Genomic DNA, 18246 nt, shown 5'->3' with positions numbered 1-18246 from the left:
CGTGAAAGCGGACAGACCGCCACGTACCAACGACCACAACTGCATGATCGCGAACCTGGGCGGGGGGAGTGCGGGTGGGTCAGTGGGGTGGGGTGGGTGGGTCAGTGGGGGTGGGGGTGCGGCGGGTGGCGCGGGACACGCGGGTGGGGCGGGAGGCGCGGCGGTGGGTCTCGTGGGCGATCTCCCGTTGCAGCCGACGCCAGCTCTCCCAGCGGCGGGCGGTCAACGCCCCGGAATCCCGCGCCGCCTGCACCGCGCAACCCGGTTCGGCCTCGTGTCCGCAGTCGCCGTACCGGCAGTCGGCGGCCAGTTCGGCGATGTCGGCGAAGGCACGGTCGAGCCCGATCGCGCCGTCGAGCAGGCCGACGGCCCGTACCCCGGGCGTGTCCACCACGGCGCCCCCGCCGGGCAGCGGCACCAACGCCCGCCAGGTGGTGGTGTGTCGACCCTTGCCGTCCACCCGACGGATCGCCTGGGTGGGCATCACCACCGCCGAGACGAGCGCGTTGACCAGGCTCGACTTGCCGGCGCCGGAGGGACCGAGCAGCCCGAGCGTGCGCCCGGGGCCGACCTCGGCGCGTAGCGGGTCCAGTCCGGTGCCGCGTTCGGCGCTGACCGGCAGCACCGGCACGCCGGGCGCGAGAGCGGAGAGTTGACGCGCCACCGCCGCCGGATCGGCCGCCAGGTCGGTCTTGGTCAACACCACCAGCGGCCGGGCACCCGACTCGTGGACCAGGGAGAGCAGCCGTTCGATGCGGGCGGCGTCCGGCGCCGGGTGCACCGGCTCCACCACCGCGGCCACATCGAGGTTGGCGGCCAGCAGTTGACCGCCGGCGTCCTTGCCGGCGGTGCGCCGGATCAACGCGGTACGCCGCGGCAGCACCGCCTCCACCGTCACCCGCCCGTCGGGCCAGGCGCACAGCAGCACCCAGTCGCCGACGCCGGGCAGCCGGGTGGCGTCACCGACGGCAGCGGCCAGTACGGCTCCGCCGGTCGAGGCGCGCACCGGGCCGTCCTCGGTGAGCACCGTGCAGACGCCGCGGTCGACGCGGGCCACCCGGCCGGGACGCTTGTCGGTACGGATACGTCGCAGGTGCGCCGCCCGGTCGGTGTCCCAGCCCAGGGCGGTCAACGTGATGGTCATGGCTCCTCGTTCAGGGTCGGTGCGGGTGATCCAAGGGTGCGGTGACCGGCATGACCACCACCTCCTCCGCTCCGGCGCCGCGCGCGAACCTGCTCGACCTCCCTCGATGGTCACCGGGCCGCGCCGCAGCAGGCGAGGCGTCCGCGCCCCGGGTCGAGGAAGTCGCTGGCACAGACGGTAGGTCGGACCACGCCGCACCGGAAGTGAATTCCCCGGCGACGCGGTGGACGCGGGCCCGCTAGGGTCAGCAACGTGACGATGGATCCGCTTCTGCTGACCGGCGACGTGGCCGACGCCACGGCCCGCCTGCTGCGGACGGCGGCCTCGTTCGACGCCGCCGACCTCGCGGCGCCGTCCCTGCTGCCGGGGTGGAGCCGAGGGCACGTGCTGGCCCACGTGTGCCGCAACGCTGACGGCTTCGTCAACCTGCTCACCTCGGCACGCACCGGCGAGCGGATCCCGATGTACGCCAGCGCCGCAGCCCGGACCGCCGACATCGAGGCGGGTGCCTCGCGTACCCCTGAGGAACAGTTGGACGACCTGCGGCGCAGTGCGGACCGGTTCGCCGAGGCCGTCGCCGCGATGCCGGTGCCCGCGTGGGGTGCCACCGTCGAGACCCGCAACGGCTCCTGGCCGGCCGCCAGGCTGGTCTGGGGTCGGCTGCGGGAGCTGGAGGTCCACCACGTCGACCTGGCGGCCGGGTACCGGCCCACGGACTGGTCACCGACCTTCGGTCACCGGCTGCTGCACGAGGTGACAAGCGGCTTCGCCGATCGCGACGAGGCACCGGCGATGGTGCTGCGCTTCGACGGCAGCAGCCACGAACTGGTGCTCGGTGACCGGGCACAGGCGCCGGTCATCGCCGGTTCCGCGGCCGACCTCGCCGCGTGGCTGACCGGCCGTGACCCCGGCACCACGCTGACCGTCACCCCCGACGGGCAGTTGCCTCGCCCGCCCGAATGGATCTAGGAGCCATGACCTACAGCGGAGAAGTCACGCCCGGCGGCCCGCCGGCGGTACGCGAACTCGACAGGCTGACCATCACCAAGGTGTCGGTCGGTCCGATGGACAACAACGCGTACCTGCTGCGCTGCGCCAACACCGGCGAGCAGGTGCTCATCGACGCCGCGAACGAGGCGCCGCGCCTGCTGGAGCTGGTCGGCGACGCGGGGCTCGCCACGGTGGTGACCACCCATCAGCACATGGACCACTGGGTGGGTCTGGAAGAGGTGGTGGCCAAGACCGGGGCCCGCGCGCTGGTACACGCCGACGACGCGGACGGGCTGCCGATCGAGGCGCAGCCCCTCACCGACGGCGACGTCGTGCCGGTCGGCGACTGCGCTCTGGAGGTCATCCACCTCCGGGGCCACACCCCGGGCTCGGTGGCGCTGCTCTACCGCGACCCCGGTGGCGTGCCGCACCTCTTCACCGGCGACAGCCTTTTCCCGGGTGGCGTGGGAAACACCGACCGGGATCCGCAGCGGTTCGCCGCGCTCATCGACGATGTCGAGCACAAGCTGTTCGACAGGCTGCCCGACGAGACCTGGTTCTACCCGGGGCACGGTCGGGACTCGACTCTCGGCGCGGAGCGCCCCCACCTGGCCGAGTGGCGCGCCCGCGGCTGGTGACCGCCGCGCCGGTCAGGGAGCGATGCGCAGTCGGCGGATCTGGTTGTCGTCGTAGTCCTCGAAGCGGTACCGCAGACCGGCGAAGGGACTGCCGGGGAAGTCGCCGGTGATGGTGGCGGTGACCACCGTCCCCTCCGGCGTCTGCGTCACGTCGGTGATCTCGTACGACACCAGCGGCACCTCCTGCCGCCATGCCCGGATCGCGGCGATGCCCTCGTGGGTCCGGCCCTCGTCCTCGACGACCGCGTCGGGGGCGAAGAGTGCGAAGTAGGCGTCGCTGTCGGGTTCACCGGCGAGCGCGAAGTAGCGACGGATGAGCTGCGGTGCGGTGCTCACGGCAGGGTTCCTTCCGGGACGGTGCGGTGATGTCCTGATCCTGCCCGACAGGTCCGACAGCCACCCGCGATTCAGCGGGTGACCGCGCGCAGCCGCCGCCGGGTGCCCAGCAGCACAAGTGCCGCCAGCAGCAGTCCGCCGAGCATGGTCACCAGCAGCGGACTCGCTCCGGCCGGCAGCAGCCCGGCCAGTGTCCGCGACGCGGTGCCCACCACCAGGTAGAGGCCCGCCCAGCCGGCCGCGCCGAGCGCCGCGAACCCGAGAAACCGTCGGTACGACATGTGCAGCCCGCCCGCGGCCAGCGGCAGCAGCGCGTTGAACACCGGCAGGAAGGGCGCGATCAGCACCAGTCGGCCACCGTCGCGGCGCAGGATGGCCTCCGCCGCCGTCCACCGCGCCTCGCCCACCCAGCCGCCGAAGCGGCTGTGCCGCAGTCGGTCACCCCACCGCCGACCGACCAGGAAGCTCAGCGACCAACCGGCAAGGCACCCGGTTACCACGGCGACGAAGGTCGCCAACCCGGTGGTGGGGCTACCGACCGCCACGGCGGCGAGCACCGCCACGTCGCCGGGCACGAGCACCCCGAACAGCGGCACCGCGTCGAAGAGCATGACCACCCCGAGCACCGCCATCAGCACGACCACGGGGAGCTCTCCGACCTGAGCCAACTGGTCCGCCATGTCTCGTACGCTAGGACCTGGCCGCCACCGTGGACATCGGGTTTTCCTCCCCATCCTCCCGGTGGCGCCCCTGAGGGTGAACCCTGATCCTGACCGCCCCGGCGCATCCGCCGCACCGCCTGAGGCGCTTCGGCCGGCAAATTCGCTATTCACCGGTTACTGTCGGGAAGGTATTGGGCGATCACCGGCGCGGAAGCCGGGGGTCGCCGCATGGAACAGGGAGAGAGTACGCATGGCAACCGGCACCGTGAAGTGGTTCAACTCCGAAAAGGGCTTCGGTTTCATCGAGCAGGACGGCGGAGGACCCGACGTCTTCGTCCACTACTCGGCCATCCAGTCCGGCGGCTACCGCGAGCTGACCGAGGGCCAGAAGGTCGAGTTCGATGTGACCCAGGGCCAGAAGGGCCCGCAGGCGGACAACGTCCGTCCGCTCTGACTCGTACGGTCCCTCGGGGCTGAACGCACGGCGACGAGTGGCGGCCGGTACCGGCCGCCACTCGTCGGTCCGTCGTCTCAGGCCGCCAGCCGCCGGCTCAACTCACTCACGACCTGTTCGGCCACGGTGGGCGGGATCGCCGCGGCTATCTCCTGCGGGGTGAGGCCGGCCAGCACTCCGGCGACGATCGCCTGTTCGTCGGTGAAGTCCCGGTTCATCAGCGACTCCATACTGCTCTGCAGCGCGGTGAGCTGGGCGCCGATGGTGCGCAGTGTCGGGTGGGTGACCCGGAAGTCGGGGTTCGTGTGGTCCTCGCCCATCGACATCCGGGTGTAGGTCTGCCCGATCGGGTTGCGCCCGTCCAGGACTGTGAGGTTGCGGTGAACGGTCTTGAGCCAGTTGTGCTCCTCGGGTGTCATGTCGTTCTCCCCCTCCTCGGATCTGATCAGTCCGATGGCGGTCAGGTAGCGGCGGAACAGGGGTCGCTGGTCGCGGTTCGCCTTGATCGAGTCCCGGAAGAAACTGAAGTGGGTGTGCCACAGGTGGGACCGGTCGCCGGTGTTGCGCCGACCGAGTCGGTCCCAGCGCCGGACCACGGTGCCGTCCGGTGAGTAGATGATCTCGCGAATGTCCCGGGTGTCCGGGGCATTCGCCACGCACTGCGCCACGCACCAGGTCGAGAACGTGGCCAGGTTGTGGGTACGGCCGCCGGAGTTGAGGCGGAACATCCCCACGTCCAGGGCGGCGGCGTCGAGGGTCAGGCCGTTGCGGTCGCGGGGCGACTCGACCACCGAGTAGTCGTTGGCGACGACCCGGTCCGACCCGCAGTGGTAGCCCCCTCGGTGGTTGGCGTCGCCGACGATGCCGACCTCGTTGGGTTCGAGGTCCTCGTCGCGACTGCGGTTGGGATCACGGTCGAGATGCTCAAGCAGCAGACGACGAACGGCGAGAAGATTAGCCGGTGCCCGCGTCATGGATCCCCCTTCGCTGATCGTCAGGGGCCGAGCACGACAGTGACACCGCGTACGCGGCGAAGAGGCTCACAGGCGCGCCCGGCCAATCGGGTGCACGGCGCCGGGCGTATCACCACGATAGCTCGGTCTACCGGCGTATGCCCAGCTCAGAGGCGCTTTGATTCAGCTTGGAAAAGACTGAGAGGCAGTGTGGACAACCGGTAGGACCACTGCGGACGGATGATCCGGGTCGTGCATGATCTCCCGGAACCCACCACGCAGCGTGACAGCCGCGCCGAGGGGCTCACCGGTGCCGGGGTTGCGCGCGTAGCGGGGATGAGCGCCGCCGGAGACCTGTAACCGCAGTCGGTGCCCGGGGGCGAAGCGGTGGGCGGTGGGCCACATCTCGACAGACACCGCGACGGCGCCGTCGTGGTCGGCGGGGAACCGCTGCGGATCGACCCGGACCAGGCCGTCGCAGATGTTCCACGACCGCCCCCGACGGTCCACGTCGCACAGTCGCACGAAAACGTCCAGGTGGGTCAGCTCACTGCGCAGGTGGATCTGGGCGCGGACCGGCCCGACCACCTCGATCCCGGCGGCCAACGGCTCACTGGTCCAGGTCAACACGTCGGGGCGGGCCTCGACCGGGCGGTTGTCGAACGGTCCGGCCCGCTGGGCCACCAGCAGCGGACCACCGAGCGAGGGCGTCGGGTCGGCCGGGTCGTACCAGAATCCGTCCGGCGGCGACGGCACCGGGTCCGACATGCGCAGGGCCGCCCCCGGGTGCAGGTACCAGCGGGTGGCGTCGGCCGGTGGCGGCCAGTCGGGCAGGTCACGCCAGCCACCGCCGGTCCCACCGACGTGCACCCGCACGGGCGCCTCCGCCACCGGCTCGGACCGTGGGGTGACACCGGCCGCCCGCTCGTCACCGGCCGGGTCGTCGCGGAGGTGGGTGTCGAGCCAACGCAGCCCCTCGCGCAGCGCGGCCACGAACAGCCCGGGACTGCCGTGTGTCCAGGGCCCGACCACCAGGCGCGGGCGGGCACCGGTGGCCCGCAGCGCCTGGTAGTCGCGCAGTTGGGCCGGCAGGAAGATGTCATGCCAGCCGCTGACCATCGCCACCGGGGAGCTGACCAGGTGCAGTCGATCGTCGAAGACGCGGCTGCGCCAGTAGTCGGCCTGCGGGGTGTGGTGGCGCAGCCACTCCTGAAAGAACGGCACGGTCACCCCGGTGGCGACCCGGTCGGCTTCGACAAGCGGAAGGTGGGCCAGGGCGGCGATCAGCCTCGGCTGGCCGCGCTTGAGTTCCCACTGCCGGGCCAACCACGGCACGGTCTGCGCCTGTAGCAGCTCGGCCCAGGTCAGCACGGTGTCCAGGGCGAAGGACTCCCCCGCGTACGTGGAGTCGCGGGTGGTCGAGGCGGTGGCGACCGCCACCATCGCCCGCAGTTGCGGACCGGCGTCCGCCGCGAGCGCCCACTGCACGAATCCCTGGTAGCTGGCGCCGAACATGCCGAAGGCGCCGGTCCACCACAGTTGCCGGCGCAGCCAGTCGAGCGTGTCCAGCCCGTCGTCGCGCTCGTGCACGAACGGCTCGAACTCACCGCCCGAGCCGCCGGTGCCCCGGCAGGACTGGATGACCACGTGGAACCCCTGCTCGGCGGCGAGCCGGCAGAGCAGCCGCATCGGTCCGGCCCGGCCGTACGGGGTGCGGATCAGCACGGTCGGCGCGGCGGGCAGGTCGGGCGCGTAGTGGTCGGTGCGCAGGATCACCCCGTCGCGTACCCGCAACGCGATGTCCCGGGTCACCGTGACCCGTCGGGTGCGCGCCGGCGGCAGCCGCAGCGCGGTGGCGGCGAGTCCGGCCGCCAGGCGATCGAGCACGACTCACTCCGCCCGACGTCGGTGCGGCTCGGTCCGGGCGGCACGGACCTCGTCCCGGTGCTCCCGCAGCGAGGCCCCCATCGCCGTCATGAACCGGTACACCACCTCCAGCTCGTCGTCGCGGAAGCCGGCCATCACCCGGTCGGTACGTTCGCCCAGCGGCCGGAAGAACCCCATCGCCAGCTCGGCGCCCCGTTGGGCGTAGCGCAGCAGCACCTTGCGTCGGTCCGTGGTGTCCCGGTCCCGGCGCAGATGTCCGGCGCGTTCCAGCCTGTCGATCAGGGCGGTGACCGAGCCGGAGGAGAGGCCGAGGTGTTCGCCGAGCCGCCCCGGCGTGATCGGGTCGCCGAGCAGTTCGGCGTCCATCACCGCGATAAGCGCCTGCAGGTCGGTGGCGTTGAGGCCGTGCTGGCCGGCGAAGGCGTGCCCGATGTGCTGGGCGTCCACGCCGTACCGCCGTAGCTCAGCCGTGATCTCGGCGATCAACACGTCCCGGCGCGTGTCGCGCCGACGGTACATCCCGTGAGCTGCCACGTCCCGCCGCTTCCTCCAGATTCCCCGGGTTCGCAGCATAGCCGAATGAGACCCTCGTCTCGTCCGTCAAGATTCTCCACGAGGGAGATGTTGCAGCATCTTTCTTGATAGGCGAAAATCTCGTCTGTCTAGATACTTTCGGCTGGGGGTCTTGATGTCCGTGTTCACCCGCGTGGCGGGCCGTCGCCTGAACGCCTGGTTCACCCTCCTCGCGGCGCTCGTCGTGGGCGCGGCCGTCTTCTGGCTGCCAGTCCCCGACAACCCGGCACCCGTCTCCGCCACCGGCCTGTCCGACCGCTGGCAGTCCACCCAGGTCGAGCGACTCCAGGACGAACTGCCGGCCAGCGACGTCCAACCGGCGATCGTCGTGGTGACCCGCGACGACGGCGCGCCCCTCACCGACGGCGACCGCACCGCCGTCGCCACCGGCACCGGCGCCCTCGGCGGGTTCACCGCCGGCGGTCAGGTCGCGCCGCCGCAGCTGTCCCCCGACGGCACCGTGGCCCTGGTCGCCGTGCCGCTGAGCACCGAGGGCGGCCAGGAGGCCGTGGCCGCCACGGTGGCCGAGGTCCGCACGGCGTTGACGGCGCTACCGGCCGAGTTGAGCGTCGAGGTGACCGGTCCCCCGGCCTTCACCGCCGATCTCACAAAGGTCTTCGACGGCGCCGACACCACCCTGCTCGCCGTCACCGCCGCAGTCGTCGCGCTGCTGCTGCTCGTCACCTACCGCAGCCCACTGCTGTGGATGGTGCCCCTGGCCGTCGTGGCCGCCACCGAACAGGTCGCCCTGCGGGCCCTCGACACGGTCATCCCCGCCGTCGGCATCAACTTCGCCGGCGGCGCGGTCTCCGGCATCGCCAGCGTCCTGGTCTTCGGCGCCGCCACCAACTACGCCCTGCTGCTGATCGCCCGCTACCGGGAGGAACTGCGCCGCGAGGAGGACCGCTTCGCCGCCATGCGCGCCGCGCTGCGACGCACCGCCGAACCGATCCTCGCCAGCGGCGGCACCGTCATGCTCGGCGTCCTCACCCTGCTGCTCAGCGAGCGGGAACTCAACCGGGCCCTCGCCGTCGCCTGCGCCACCGGCATCCTGCTGGCCATGGCGTCGGCCCTGCTGGTGCTGCCCGCCGCACTGGTGCTGCTCGGACGCGGCCTGTTCTGGCCGTTCGTACCGCACGTCGGCAGCGAGGCTCGGGAGGGCCGGATCTGGGGCCGGCTGGGTGCCGCCGTGATCCGCCGCCCGGCGCCGGTCGCGGCCCTGGCCACGCTGCTGCTGGCCGCACTCGCCCTGGGCGGCCTCGGCCTGCGGACCGGGCTGTCGGAGACCGAGCAGTTCCGGGTACAGCCCGAAGCGGTCGCCGGGGCACAGACCCTTGCCCGCGCCTTCCCCGCCGGCACCACGCAGCCGGTCGCGGTGATGACCCGACCCGACACCGTATCGGCGGTCGCCGCTGCCGCCGCCGAGGTGCCCGGGGTCGCCTCCGCCCGCCCCGGCACCGCCGGCCCCACAGTCGCCCAGGTCGACGTGGTGCTCGACGCCGAGCCCGGCACCACCGCCTCCGACCGCACGCTGGAAGCCCTGCGGGACGCGGTCGCCGCCGTACCGGACTCCGCGCCGCCCGCACCGGCGGGCGGCGACACCCCCACCGGCGCCATCGTCGGCGGCACCGTGGCCGGCACGTACGACGCGGCGGCGGCCGACGCCGAGGACCTACGCGTCATCCTGCCGCTGATCCTGCTGCTGGTCGGCGCCGTGCTGGTCCTGCTGCTCCGCGGCCTGCTCGCCCCGGTGCTGCTCGTGGTCACCGTCGTCGCGTCCTACTTCGCCAGCCTCGGCGGCGCCTGGCTGCTCTTCGACCACGTGCTCGGCTTCCCCGCGCTGGACACCACGGTGCCGCTGCTCGCCTTCGTCTTCCTGGTGGCGCTCGGCGTGGACTACAACATCTTCCTGGTCACCCGCGCCCGCGAGGACGCCCGCGCCGTCGGCACCCGCCAGGGCATGCTCTCCGCGCTGCGGGTCACCGGGGGTGTCATCACCAGCGCCGGCATCCTGCTGGCCGCCGTCTTCGCCGTCCTCGGCGTGCTGCCGCTGATCACCCTGACCCAGATCGGGATCATCGTCTGCCTCGGCGTGCTGCTGGACACCCTGTTGGTCCGTACGGTCGTCGTCCCGGCCCTGGCGTTCCTGCTCGGGGAACGTTTCTGGTGGCCCGGCCGGGTCACCGTCGATCAGAACCCGAGGCAGACACACTCCGACATCAGCGCCCGGACGTTGCGCACATAGCTCGGGTTGGGTATGTTCAGCGCCTTACCGTCCGGGGCCACCGCCCCATGCCCGAAGTTGTACGCGGCGATGACCGCGTTTAGCAGGCAGGACTCCAACTCCGAGGTGCACAGGTCGGCGTCGAGCCGGTAGTCGGCGTCGAAGTACCTATCGCCGATGTCCTTGGTCAGCCAGGCCAGGTAGGTGCCGCCGAGGTAGGCGTTGTCCCGGTAGTCCCACACGTCGTAGCTCTGCCCGAAGCGCTGGTTCATCCAGGTCGCGGTGTCCGGCATCACCTGCATCAGGCCGATGCCCCCGTCGCAGGCCACGATGTTGGACTGCCAACCACTCTCCTGCCACGCCGTCGCCTTGATCAGGCTCAACGGGACGCGGATCTTCGGGGCCGACGTCGGCCAGTACGTCCGCCCGGCCGCCTCGGTCAACGCCGCCTTGACCTGCGCACGGCTGGCTTGATCGCCCTTGTAGCTGGGCTTGCATTCGCTTGGGGGCGGCTTCGGCGGATCCGGCGGTACCTCCGTCTCCGTCGGCGGCTTCGGCACCGTCCGGGGGGCGGTGGCCGTGGCTCGCTTCGGCTTCGGGCTGCGCTTCGTCGCCGACGGCGACGCACTGGCACCGGGGGTGGCCTTCGGCGCGGCCCCCATCGACTCCACAGCCGACGGCGTCTCCTGCGGCACCGCCGATCCGCTGGACTCCCCCGAAGCGTCCGGCACCTCCTCCGGAAGCGCCACCGGTGCCGGCACCTCCGCCGCAGGAGTGTCCACAGTGGCACATCCACCGCCGGTCAGCAGCAGCATCGCGGCGACCACCGCGACGCCCCACCGTGCGCCCCCGCGTCCCATGTCGACCCCTTCCGGCCGGTGACTAACCCGCCGCACACTAACAGCTACCCACCGCCGCGCGTGGCCCACGAGACAGCCGCCGGGCCGACCCCGGATCACCGCGCCGGCCGCACCACGCGACAGCCGCCGAACACCCGGAGCACGGCATCGGGATCATCGACCGGCCGAGCCACCCCCGGCCACCGCACGGTCCCGGGTCGCCCAGGCGACCATGAACACCGCTGTCCAGGCGGCGCCGAGCAGCACCGCGCCGACGGTGCCGCTGGCCGTGCTCAGGCCCAGGTACAAGCGGGCCCCGCCGATGGTGACCACGCCCGCCGCCGCCACGGTCCACGCGGCCACCGCCACCGGCCACCGGGCACCCCGCGACAGCAGCCACGCCAACGTGCACAGGCTCGCGGTCACCACCACGTTCTGGGTGGAGAACAGCACCACCCGTCCGCCGGCAGCCAGGTCGGCCACCGCCGCCAGCACCACGAGCGGCACGAAAGCACCGACCGTGCCGACCACGCTGAGCAGATCCGCCCGCCACGGCCGTTGCCGCCAGGCCTGCACCAGCGCCACCACCGCCACCATCACGATCAGCGACGACCCCCGCAGCAGCGACACCGCCGCCTGGGTCGCCTCCACCGCGTCGGGCGTCCGCCGAGCGGCGAACCAGCTCGCGATCACCCCGTCGACCAGGGACAACCCGCTGTGCCGGACCACCGCCCGCAGGGTCCACGCGATCACCAACCCCACCGCGAACAGCAGCACCACCCCGGCCGCCAGGTTCGCCAGCAACGCCCACGCCGGACCGAGGCGCAGACTCAGCAGGAAGAACAGCAGCCCGTAGCGGGCCGACAGCCACCGCAGCGGCGGCAACCGGGCCGCCCGGGTCAGCAAGGCCCGCGCCGGATCGGGGTTGCGGCCCAGCCACCGGCCAGCCAGCACCACCGCGACCAGCGCGGCCACCAGCACCAGCACCGCTCCGGTGGCCCGGCCCAACAGCCGGGAGACCGTCTCGTACGACTCTCCCGCCAGATGCCCGACGAGCACCGAGGCACCCACCCAGGTGATCACCCCGGCCAGGTTCCACGGCACGAACCGGCGGTACCGCATCCCGGCCGCACCGGCCAACCGGGGCACCAACGTGCGGGCGAACGCCACCCAGCGGGCGGTCAGCACACCCCGCCCACCCATCCGGTCGAGCATCGCGTCGGCGCGGGCCCACCGCTCCGCCCCCACCCGGACGCCCCACCTGCTGGCCCGAAGCCGAGGCCCGTACCGCCGGCCGGCGCGGAACGCCAGCGCGTCCCCCAGCGCGGCAGCGGCGATCATCACCAGCAGCGCCGGACCGAGCCGCAACGTGCCGGTGTATGTGAGGAAGCCCACCAGGAGCAGGGTCGCCTCACCGGGCGCGACCAGCCCGATGATCAGCGCCGTCTCGGCGGCCACCACCAGCGCCGCCACCACGTAGATCAGCCACGGCGGCAGGCTCTGCACCGAACTGAGCAGATCGTGCACGGCGCCCCCGGATCACCTCGGCAGAACTGCCCTGCAAGTGTGACAGTGCGCTCCGTCACCGCGCGGCCCCGCCCTCCGGTGACCCCGACGCCACGCGGCTCCCGCGCAGGCGGGAGGATGGAGCTCATGCAGCTTCGCACCGACCTCCGCAACGTCGCCATCATCGCTCACGTCGACCACGGCAAGACCACCCTGGTCGACGCCATGTTGCGGCAGTCCGGCGCCTACGGCGCCCGGGGCGAGGTGACCGAGCGGGTGATGGACTCGATGGACCTCGAACGCGAAAAGGGCATCACCATCCTGGCCAAGAACACCGGCGTGCGCTACCTGCCGGCGGATGGCTCCGACCCGGTCACCATCAACATCATCGACACTCCCGGTCACGCCGACTTCGGCGGCGAGGTGGAGCGCGGCCTGACCATGGTCGACGGCGTGGTGCTGCTTGTCGACGCCAGCGAAGGGCCGCTGCCGCAGACCCGCTTCGTGCTCCGCAAGGCCCTCAAGGCCCGCATGCCGATCATCCTGGTGATCAACAAGGTGGACCGTCCCGACGCCCGGATCAAAGAGGTCGTCGACGACACCTACGAACTCTTCCTCGACCTCGACGCCGACGAGGCGCAGATCGACTTCCCGATCGTCTACGCCTGCGCCCGCGACGGCATCGCCTCGCTCACCCAACCCGCCGACGGCTCCGTCCCGCAGGACAGCCAGAGCCTGGAACCGCTGTTCCGCACCCTGCTGGACACCATCCCGCCGCCCGCGTACGACGAGAGCGCCCCGCTGCAGGCGCACGTCACGAACCTCGACGCGTCCCCGTTCCTCGGCCGCCTCGCGCTGTGCCGGGTCCGCCAGGGCACCATCGCCAAGGGTCAGAGCGTGGCCTGGTGCCGCACCGACGGCAGCACCCAGCGGGTCCGCATCTCCGAGCTGCTGATGACCGAGGGCCTGGAGCGCAAGCCCGCCGACAGCGCCGGACCGGGCGACATCATCGCCGTCGCCGGCATTCCCGAGATCATGATCGGCGAGACCCTCGCCGACGCGGAGAACCCGATCCCGCTACCCCTGATCACCGTCGACGAGCCGGCGATCTCGATGACCATCGGCACCAACAACTCGCCGCTGGTCGGCCGGGTCAAGGGTGCCAAGGTCACCGCCCGGATGGTCAAGGACCGCCTCGACAAGGAACTCGTCGGCAACGTCTCGCTGCGGGTACTGCCCACCGAGCGTCCCGACGCCTGGGAGGTGCAGGGCCGAGGTGAGCTGGCCCTGGCGATCCTGGTCGAGCAGATGCGCCGCGAGTCGTTCGAGCTGACCGTCGGCAAGCCGCAGGTCGTCACCCGGGAGATCGACGGGCGGACCTGCGAGCCGGTGGAGCGGCTCACCATCGACGCGCCGGACGAGTACCTCGGCGCGATCACCCAGCTGCTGGCCACCCGCAAGGGCCGGATGGAACAACTGGTCAACCACGGCACCGGCTGGATCCGGATGGAATGGCTGGTCCCGGCCCGCGGCCTGATCGGCTTCCGCACCGAGTTCCTCACCGAGACCCGGGGCACCGGCATCCTGCACCACGTCTTCGAGTCGTACGAGCCGTGGTTCGGCGAGCTGCGCACCCGCAACAACGGCTCGCTGGTCGCCGACCGCTCCGGCAACGTCACCGCCTTCGCGATGACCAACCTCCAGGAGCGCGGTCAGCTCTTCGTCGAGCCCGGCACCGAGGTGTACGAGGGCATGATCGTCGGGGAGAACTCCCGCTCCGACGACATGGACGTCAACATCACCAAGGAGAAGAAGCTCACGAACATGCGCTCGTCGACCGCCGACGAGACCGAGAAGCTGATCCCGCCGCGCAAGCTGTCCCTGGAGCAGGCACTCGAGTTCTGCCGCGAGGACGAGTGCGTCGAGGTCACCCCGGCCGCTGTCCGCATCCGCAAGGTCGTGCTCGACCAGACCCAACGGGCCCGCACCGCCGCCCGTCGCAAGCACGCCGGCTGAGCCGATCGATGGCCGGAGACGACCTCCATGCCCGGCTGGACCGGGAGCCCGGCACGATCTCGGTATGGGCGGGGCCCCTCGGTGCCCCGCCCACCTGGACCCGGCACGCCGAGGCCACCCACTACGCGGCGAGCACGATGAAACTGGCGGTGCTCGCCGCGCTGCACCGCGCCGCCGAGGCCGGCCACCTCGACCTGGACGCCCCGGTCGAGGTCGTCAACAGGTTCACCTCCGCCCGGGCGGGCGCCCCGCCGTACTCCTGTCGCCGCGCCTACGACAACGACTCGGCCGTCTGGGACCGCCTGGACGGCCGGGCGTCGCTGCGCTGGCTCGCCGAACGCATGATCGTCCGCTCCAGCAACCTCGCCACCAACCTGGTCATCGAACACGTCGGACTGCCCGCCGTGGCACAGGTCTGGCAACTGGTCGGCGCCCGGCACAGCGTCACCGGGCGCGGCATCGAGGACTTCGCCGCCCGCGAAGCCCAGATCACCAACCTGGTCACCGCCGCCGACCTGGCCGCGCTGCTCGGCGCCATCGCCACCGGCGCCACCGGCCACGGTCCGCTCGCCTCGCCGGCCGGGTGTGCCGCCATGCTGGACGCGCTCTGCGCCCAGCAGATCCGTCAGGACATCGCCGAAGGGCTGCCCGCCGGCGTCCGGCTCGCTCACAAGAACGGCTGGGTACGCGGCGTACGGCACGGGGCGGCGGTGGTCTACCCCGACGACGCCGACGCCTACCTGCTCGTCGTCTGCACCACCGTCGGCGACGACCAGGCCGACCCGCGGACCGACGTCGACGCCCGTGAACTGGTGGCCGACATCTCCCGCCAGGTCTGGCAGGGCCGCCACGACCTGACCACGCTCAGTCCAACAGGTTCGCCCGCAACGCCGCCACCGTCTCCTCGGTGATCCCCAGGCCGTCGCGCAGGTACGCCCCGAACGACCCGTGCGTCTGCCGCACCTGCGCGTACGCGGCGTCGAGGTACTCCGGGCGGACCTCCAGCACCGGCCGGACCGCCGCCTCGTCGAGCCCGGGATGCCGCTGCCGCATCGCGTCGACGAGCACCTCGCGCAGGCTCTCGGTCATCGGATTGTGGGCCAGGTAGTCGGCGCGGATCGCGGCCTCGTCAACCCCGAGGGCGTGCAGCAGCACCACGGTCAGCCAACCGGTCCGGTCCTTGCCCGCCGAGCAGTGGTAGACCAGCGGAAGGTTCCGCTCGTCGGCGGCCAACCGGACCGCCGCGGCGAACCCCTCCCGGGCCGAGGCTCCGGTGACGAACCAGCGGTAGATCGCCGCCATCGCCGCCGGTGTCCCCTGCCGGGCCAACTCCGCGTACCCGCTCAGGTCGTGGCCGAGCAGCACGGCCGAGACGTACGTGAAGACCGGATGCGCCGGGTCGTGCACCGGCAGGTGCACCACCGTCGGCTCGCCCGCCAGCCGGTCCGGCGGCGCCACCGACACCTCCGACCGGGCTCGCAGGTCCACCACGCAGGCCGGTCCGAGCTTCGCCAGCACCGGCAGGTCCTCGTCGGTCAAGCGGCCCAACGCCGGGGTACGGATCAGCCGTCCGGGGCGTACCCGCCGGCCCGCGACCCCGATCAGCCCACCCAGGTCCCGCGCGTTGGGAGCACCGACGAGCGTCCAGTCCGACCCGTTCACGCGCTCACCCATCTGTCTCCTCCTCACGTACAGCGTGCCGTACCCGATGATCCTCGCGGCACGCGCCCACCGCCCGACCACGGCGGGCGCCGGCCGATCGCGACGGACCTCGTCCGGCCGGCCCGACGCCGGCCGGCCCGACGCCGGCCGGCCCGACGCCGGCCGGCCCGACGCCGTAAAAATCCAGACTGACGAATTGATGGACGGCTCGGGTTTCCCTATGGTCCGAGCAACGGGGGTGTGACCGACCGGGGGTGTGATCGTGCCGCAGGGCACCGAGGCGATGGTCCGGGTCGCCGTGGCTGCCCTGTGGAGTTCCCCCGACGCGGTCCGGCCGGTGGACGCCCCGGCGCTCGGCGCACCCGCCGACGTCGGGGCGTGGGTCGCCGGCCTGGCCGCCGCCCAGCAGGTCGGTGAGGCGGTGCTCAGCCAGTTGCTGCTCGGCGAGCGGGTGCTGATCACCGAACTCCGGCCGGACGGCTGGGCGCACGTGGTGGCTGTCGAACAACCGTCGGCGCGACTCGACCCGCGTGGCTATCCGGGCTGGTTGCCGATGGCGCAGTTGACCACGGAATCCACGGGTGCCGACGGCACCGCACAGATGGTCGTCGACACCGCTGTCACCGCCCTGCACGCCACCGCCGCCGGTCCGGTCGCCGTACCGGGAGTCGTCCTCGGCACCCGTCTCGCCGGGGCCGGTGACCCGGTCGACGGGTGGCAGCCCGTCCATGCCCCGGGGCGCGCCGGGGCACTGTGGCTGCCGGCAGCGCACGTGGTCGCCGCGCCCATCACGCCACCGACGGCCGAGCAGGTGCTCTCCGTCGCGGCCCGCCTGCTCGACGTCGAATATCTGTGGGGCGGGCTGTCGGCGTACGGCATCGACTGTTCCGGACTGGTGCACCTGGTCTGGCGGCGGCTCGGCGTGCTGGTCCCCCGCGACGCCAGCGACCAGGCCACCGCCGCCCGCCGGTTGGAGCTGGGCACCGAGCGGGTGGGGGATCTGTACAGCTTCGCCCGGCCGGGTCGCCGGATCCACCACATCGGCATCGTCACCGCCACCGGGCCGCGGCGCGAGCGACGCATGCTGCACGCCTGCCACGGGCATCGCCGGGTGCTGGAGGAGCCGCTGTCCGTCGAGCGCACCGCCACCCTGCTCGGCGCCCACCGGCTCGGCGCCGGCCCGGCACGGTGAGCACCGCCCCGGCTGCCCGGCGTCGCTGACTGGTCGCCGGCTGTCCGGGCCCGCGCCCAGCGGCGGGTACCGCTCTGGCGTACCCGGTGCGGCAGGGCCCGGTGGTACGGCTCAGCGACGGGACGCGGTCAGCTCACGTCGCCGGTCCCGCGAGGACCTGACCAGGCTCGCCGCCGTGGCCACCGCCAGGGTGCCCAGGATGATCAGCAGTGACAGCCAGATCGGGATGTGCGGCGCCCAGCCGACGTGCTCGCCGTTGTTGATGAACGGCAGATTGTTCTCCGCGAGCGCCTCCAGGATCAGCTTGACCCCGATGAAGCCGAGCACCACCGCGAGCCCGTGACTCAGGTAGATCAACCGGTTGAGCAGCCCACCGAGCAGGAAGTAGAGCTGTCGCAGCCCCATCAGCGCGAACACGTTCGCGGTGAAGACGAGGTACGGCTCGTGGGTGATGCCGAAGATGGCCGGGATCGAGTCGAGCGCGAAGATCAGGTCGGTGGTACCGATGGCGATCATGACGATCAGCATCGGCGTAAACATCCGCCGGCCGTTCTCCCGTACCGTCAGCCGGGCGCCGTCGTAGCCGCGCGAGATGGGCAGCGCCCGCCGGCTCCAGCGGATCAGGACGTTCTCGGTGAACTCCTCCTCACTCGACTCGCCCTGCCGGGCGAGATTGATCGCGGTGTAGATCAGGAACGCCCCGAAGAGGTAGAACACCCAGGTGAACTGCGAGATCAACGCTGCTCCGGCGGCGATGAAGCCGCCCCGCATGACGAGCGCGAGGACGATGCCGACGAGCAGCACCTTCTGCTGGTACTGCCGGGGAACGGCGAAGCGGGCCATGATGATCACGAAGACGAAGAGGTTGTCCACCGAGAGGCTGTACTCGGTGAGCCAGCCGGTGTAGAACTGCCCCGCCACGCTCGCCCCGGCGGTGAGCCAGAGGCCGCCGCCGAACAGCAGGGCCAGTCCGACGTAGAAGGCGACCCAGAGGCTCGACTCCCGCACGCTCGGCTCGTGCGGTCGACGCCCGATGATGAGCAGGTCCACCACGAGGACCGTGGTCAGAGCCACGAGCGTGGCCGCCCACACCAGTCCGGACACGTTCACAGTCTCATTCCTCCGGCAGCCGCTCAGCAACCGGCACACGGTACGCCCTTCGGAATGTGA

Annotated in this window: 17 protein-coding genes; 7 read left to right on the top strand and 10 right to left on the bottom strand. The window is 72.0% G+C overall.

Going from position 1 to position 18246, the window contains the following annotated elements; translation table 11 throughout:
- Window positions 1–79: 79 nt before the first annotated feature.
- Entirely contained in the window at window positions 80–1144 is a 1065-nt protein-coding gene (rsgA, locus tag CLT74_RS00690) for a ribosome small subunit-dependent GTPase A (RefSeq protein ID WP_099844808.1), read from the bottom strand.
- A 252-nt stretch (window positions 1145–1396) separates the two neighbouring features.
- Between rsgA and CLT74_RS00685 the strand changes: the two genes are divergently transcribed.
- Entirely contained in the window at window positions 1397–2113 is a 717-nt protein-coding gene (locus CLT74_RS00685) for a maleylpyruvate isomerase family mycothiol-dependent enzyme (protein ID WP_099844807.1), read from the top strand.
- 5 nt (window positions 2114–2118) lie between these two features.
- Entirely contained in the window at window positions 2119–2772 is a 654-nt protein-coding gene (locus tag CLT74_RS00680; RefSeq protein WP_099844806.1) for an MBL fold metallo-hydrolase, read from the top strand.
- 12 nt (window positions 2773–2784) lie between these two features.
- On the opposite strand, the gene CLT74_RS00675 is transcribed toward CLT74_RS00680, so the two are convergent.
- Window positions 2785–3108: a nuclear transport factor 2 family protein gene (locus CLT74_RS00675; RefSeq protein WP_199172030.1), complete on the bottom strand. Its 324-nt coding sequence runs from the start codon at window positions 3106–3108 to the stop codon at window positions 2785–2787.
- Between the two features lie 71 nt (window positions 3109–3179).
- Entirely contained in the window at window positions 3180–3788 is a 609-nt protein-coding gene (locus tag CLT74_RS00670) for a VTT domain-containing protein (protein ID WP_099844805.1), read from the bottom strand.
- 232 nt (window positions 3789–4020) lie between these two features.
- Here CLT74_RS00670 and CLT74_RS00665 point away from each other — a divergent pair, with 232 nt between their 5' ends.
- The gene (locus tag CLT74_RS00665) at window positions 4021–4224 is read left to right on the top strand and encodes a cold-shock protein (RefSeq protein WP_093401468.1); all 204 of its coding nucleotides are present in this window, start codon (window positions 4021–4023) and stop codon (window positions 4222–4224) included.
- 77 nt (window positions 4225–4301) lie between these two features.
- Here the strand turns inward: CLT74_RS00665 and CLT74_RS00660 are convergent, their stop codons facing one another.
- From CLT74_RS00660 to CLT74_RS00650, 3 genes are all read right to left on the bottom strand, one after another.
- Window positions 4302–5198 carry a hypothetical protein gene (locus CLT74_RS00660; protein ID WP_099844804.1) on the bottom strand — a complete coding sequence of 299 codons (897 nt, stop codon included), beginning with the start codon at window positions 5196–5198 and terminating at the stop codon, window positions 4302–4304.
- A 162-nt stretch (window positions 5199–5360) separates the two neighbouring features.
- Complete coding sequence (locus CLT74_RS00655) at window positions 5361–7064, bottom strand: CocE/NonD family hydrolase (RefSeq protein ID WP_099844803.1); 1704 nt, start codon at window positions 7062–7064, stop codon at window positions 5361–5363.
- 3 nt (window positions 7065–7067) lie between these two features.
- Window positions 7068–7583, bottom strand: a complete 516-nt coding sequence (locus tag CLT74_RS00650) for a MarR family transcriptional regulator (RefSeq protein WP_099844802.1) — start codon at window positions 7581–7583, stop codon at window positions 7068–7070.
- 169 nt (window positions 7584–7752) lie between these two features.
- On the opposite strand from CLT74_RS00650, the gene CLT74_RS00645 reads away from it, so the two are divergent.
- Window positions 7753–9882: an MMPL family transporter gene (locus CLT74_RS00645; RefSeq protein ID WP_099844801.1), complete on the top strand. Its 2130-nt coding sequence runs from the start codon at window positions 7753–7755 to the stop codon at window positions 9880–9882.
- On the opposite strand, the gene CLT74_RS00640 is transcribed toward CLT74_RS00645, so the two are convergent.
- Both CLT74_RS00640 and CLT74_RS00635 read right to left on the bottom strand, forming a co-directional pair.
- Window positions 9828–10721: a transglycosylase SLT domain-containing protein gene (locus CLT74_RS00640; protein ID WP_099844800.1), complete on the bottom strand. Its 894-nt coding sequence runs from the start codon at window positions 10719–10721 to the stop codon at window positions 9828–9830. The two genes, CLT74_RS00645 and CLT74_RS00640, sit on opposite strands and share 55 nt — an antisense overlap.
- A 153-nt stretch (window positions 10722–10874) precedes the next feature.
- Window positions 10875–12227 carry a DedA family protein gene (locus CLT74_RS00635; protein ID WP_099844799.1) on the bottom strand — a complete coding sequence of 451 codons (1353 nt, stop codon included), beginning with the start codon at window positions 12225–12227 and terminating at the stop codon, window positions 10875–10877.
- 126 nt (window positions 12228–12353) lie between these two features.
- Here CLT74_RS00635 and typA point away from each other — a divergent pair, with 126 nt between their 5' ends.
- Window positions 12354–14222 (top strand): translational GTPase TypA, encoded by a 1869-nt coding sequence (gene typA, locus CLT74_RS00630; RefSeq protein ID WP_099851051.1) that lies wholly within the window; start codon window positions 12354–12356, stop codon window positions 14220–14222.
- An 8-nt stretch (window positions 14223–14230) separates the two neighbouring features.
- Entirely contained in the window at window positions 14231–15133 is a 903-nt protein-coding gene (locus CLT74_RS00625; RefSeq protein WP_099844798.1) for a serine hydrolase, read from the top strand.
- On the opposite strand, the gene CLT74_RS00620 is transcribed toward CLT74_RS00625, so the two are convergent.
- The gene (locus tag CLT74_RS00620; RefSeq protein ID WP_099844797.1) at window positions 15087–15896 is read right to left on the bottom strand and encodes a tyrosine-protein phosphatase; all 810 of its coding nucleotides are present in this window, start codon (window positions 15894–15896) and stop codon (window positions 15087–15089) included. The genes CLT74_RS00625 and CLT74_RS00620 overlap by 47 nt on opposite strands.
- Window positions 15897–16146: 250 nt before the next feature.
- Here CLT74_RS00620 and CLT74_RS00615 point away from each other — a divergent pair, with 250 nt between their 5' ends.
- Window positions 16147–17076 carry a C40 family peptidase gene (locus CLT74_RS00615; protein ID WP_486581870.1) on the top strand — a complete coding sequence of 310 codons (930 nt, stop codon included), beginning with the start codon at window positions 16147–16149 and terminating at the stop codon, window positions 17074–17076.
- A 111-nt stretch (window positions 17077–17187) separates the two neighbouring features.
- Here CLT74_RS00615 and CLT74_RS00610 read toward each other — a convergent pair whose 3' ends face one another.
- Window positions 17188–18186 (bottom strand): TerC family protein, encoded by a 999-nt coding sequence (locus CLT74_RS00610; protein WP_099844796.1) that lies wholly within the window; start codon window positions 18184–18186, stop codon window positions 17188–17190.
- Window positions 18187–18246 lie beyond the last annotated feature (60 nt).

The organism is Verrucosispora sp. CNZ293 (genome assembly GCF_002754655.1).
This window is presented reverse-complemented; position numbering and strand designations above follow the sequence as displayed.

Coding starts and splice junctions, on each gene's coding strand:
- CLT74_RS00680 (WP_099844806.1), top strand. CDS start 2,119: ATGACCTACAGCGGAGAAGTCACGCCCGGCGGCCCGCCGGCGGTACGC.
- CLT74_RS00620 (WP_099844797.1), bottom strand. CDS start 15,896: ATGGGTGAGCGCGTGAACGGGTCGGACTGGACGCTCGTCGGTGCTCCC.
- CLT74_RS00650 (WP_099844802.1), bottom strand. CDS start 7,583: ATGTACCGTCGGCGCGACACGCGCCGGGACGTGTTGATCGCCGAGATC.
- CLT74_RS00665 (WP_093401468.1), top strand. CDS start 4,021: ATGGCAACCGGCACCGTGAAGTGGTTCAACTCCGAAAAGGGCTTCGGT.
- rsgA (WP_099844808.1), bottom strand. CDS start 1,144: ATGACCATCACGTTGACCGCCCTGGGCTGGGACACCGACCGGGCGGCG.
- CLT74_RS00645 (WP_099844801.1), top strand. CDS start 7,753: ATGTCCGTGTTCACCCGCGTGGCGGGCCGTCGCCTGAACGCCTGGTTC.
- CLT74_RS00660 (WP_099844804.1), bottom strand. CDS start 5,198: ATGACGCGGGCACCGGCTAATCTTCTCGCCGTTCGTCGTCTGCTGCTT.
- CLT74_RS00640 (WP_099844800.1), bottom strand. CDS start 10,721: ATGGGACGCGGGGGCGCACGGTGGGGCGTCGCGGTGGTCGCCGCGATG.
- typA (WP_099851051.1), top strand. CDS start 12,354: ATGCAGCTTCGCACCGACCTCCGCAACGTCGCCATCATCGCTCACGTC.
- CLT74_RS00625 (WP_099844798.1), top strand. CDS start 14,231: ATGGCCGGAGACGACCTCCATGCCCGGCTGGACCGGGAGCCCGGCACG.
- CLT74_RS00670 (WP_099844805.1), bottom strand. CDS start 3,788: ATGGCGGACCAGTTGGCTCAGGTCGGAGAGCTCCCCGTGGTCGTGCTG.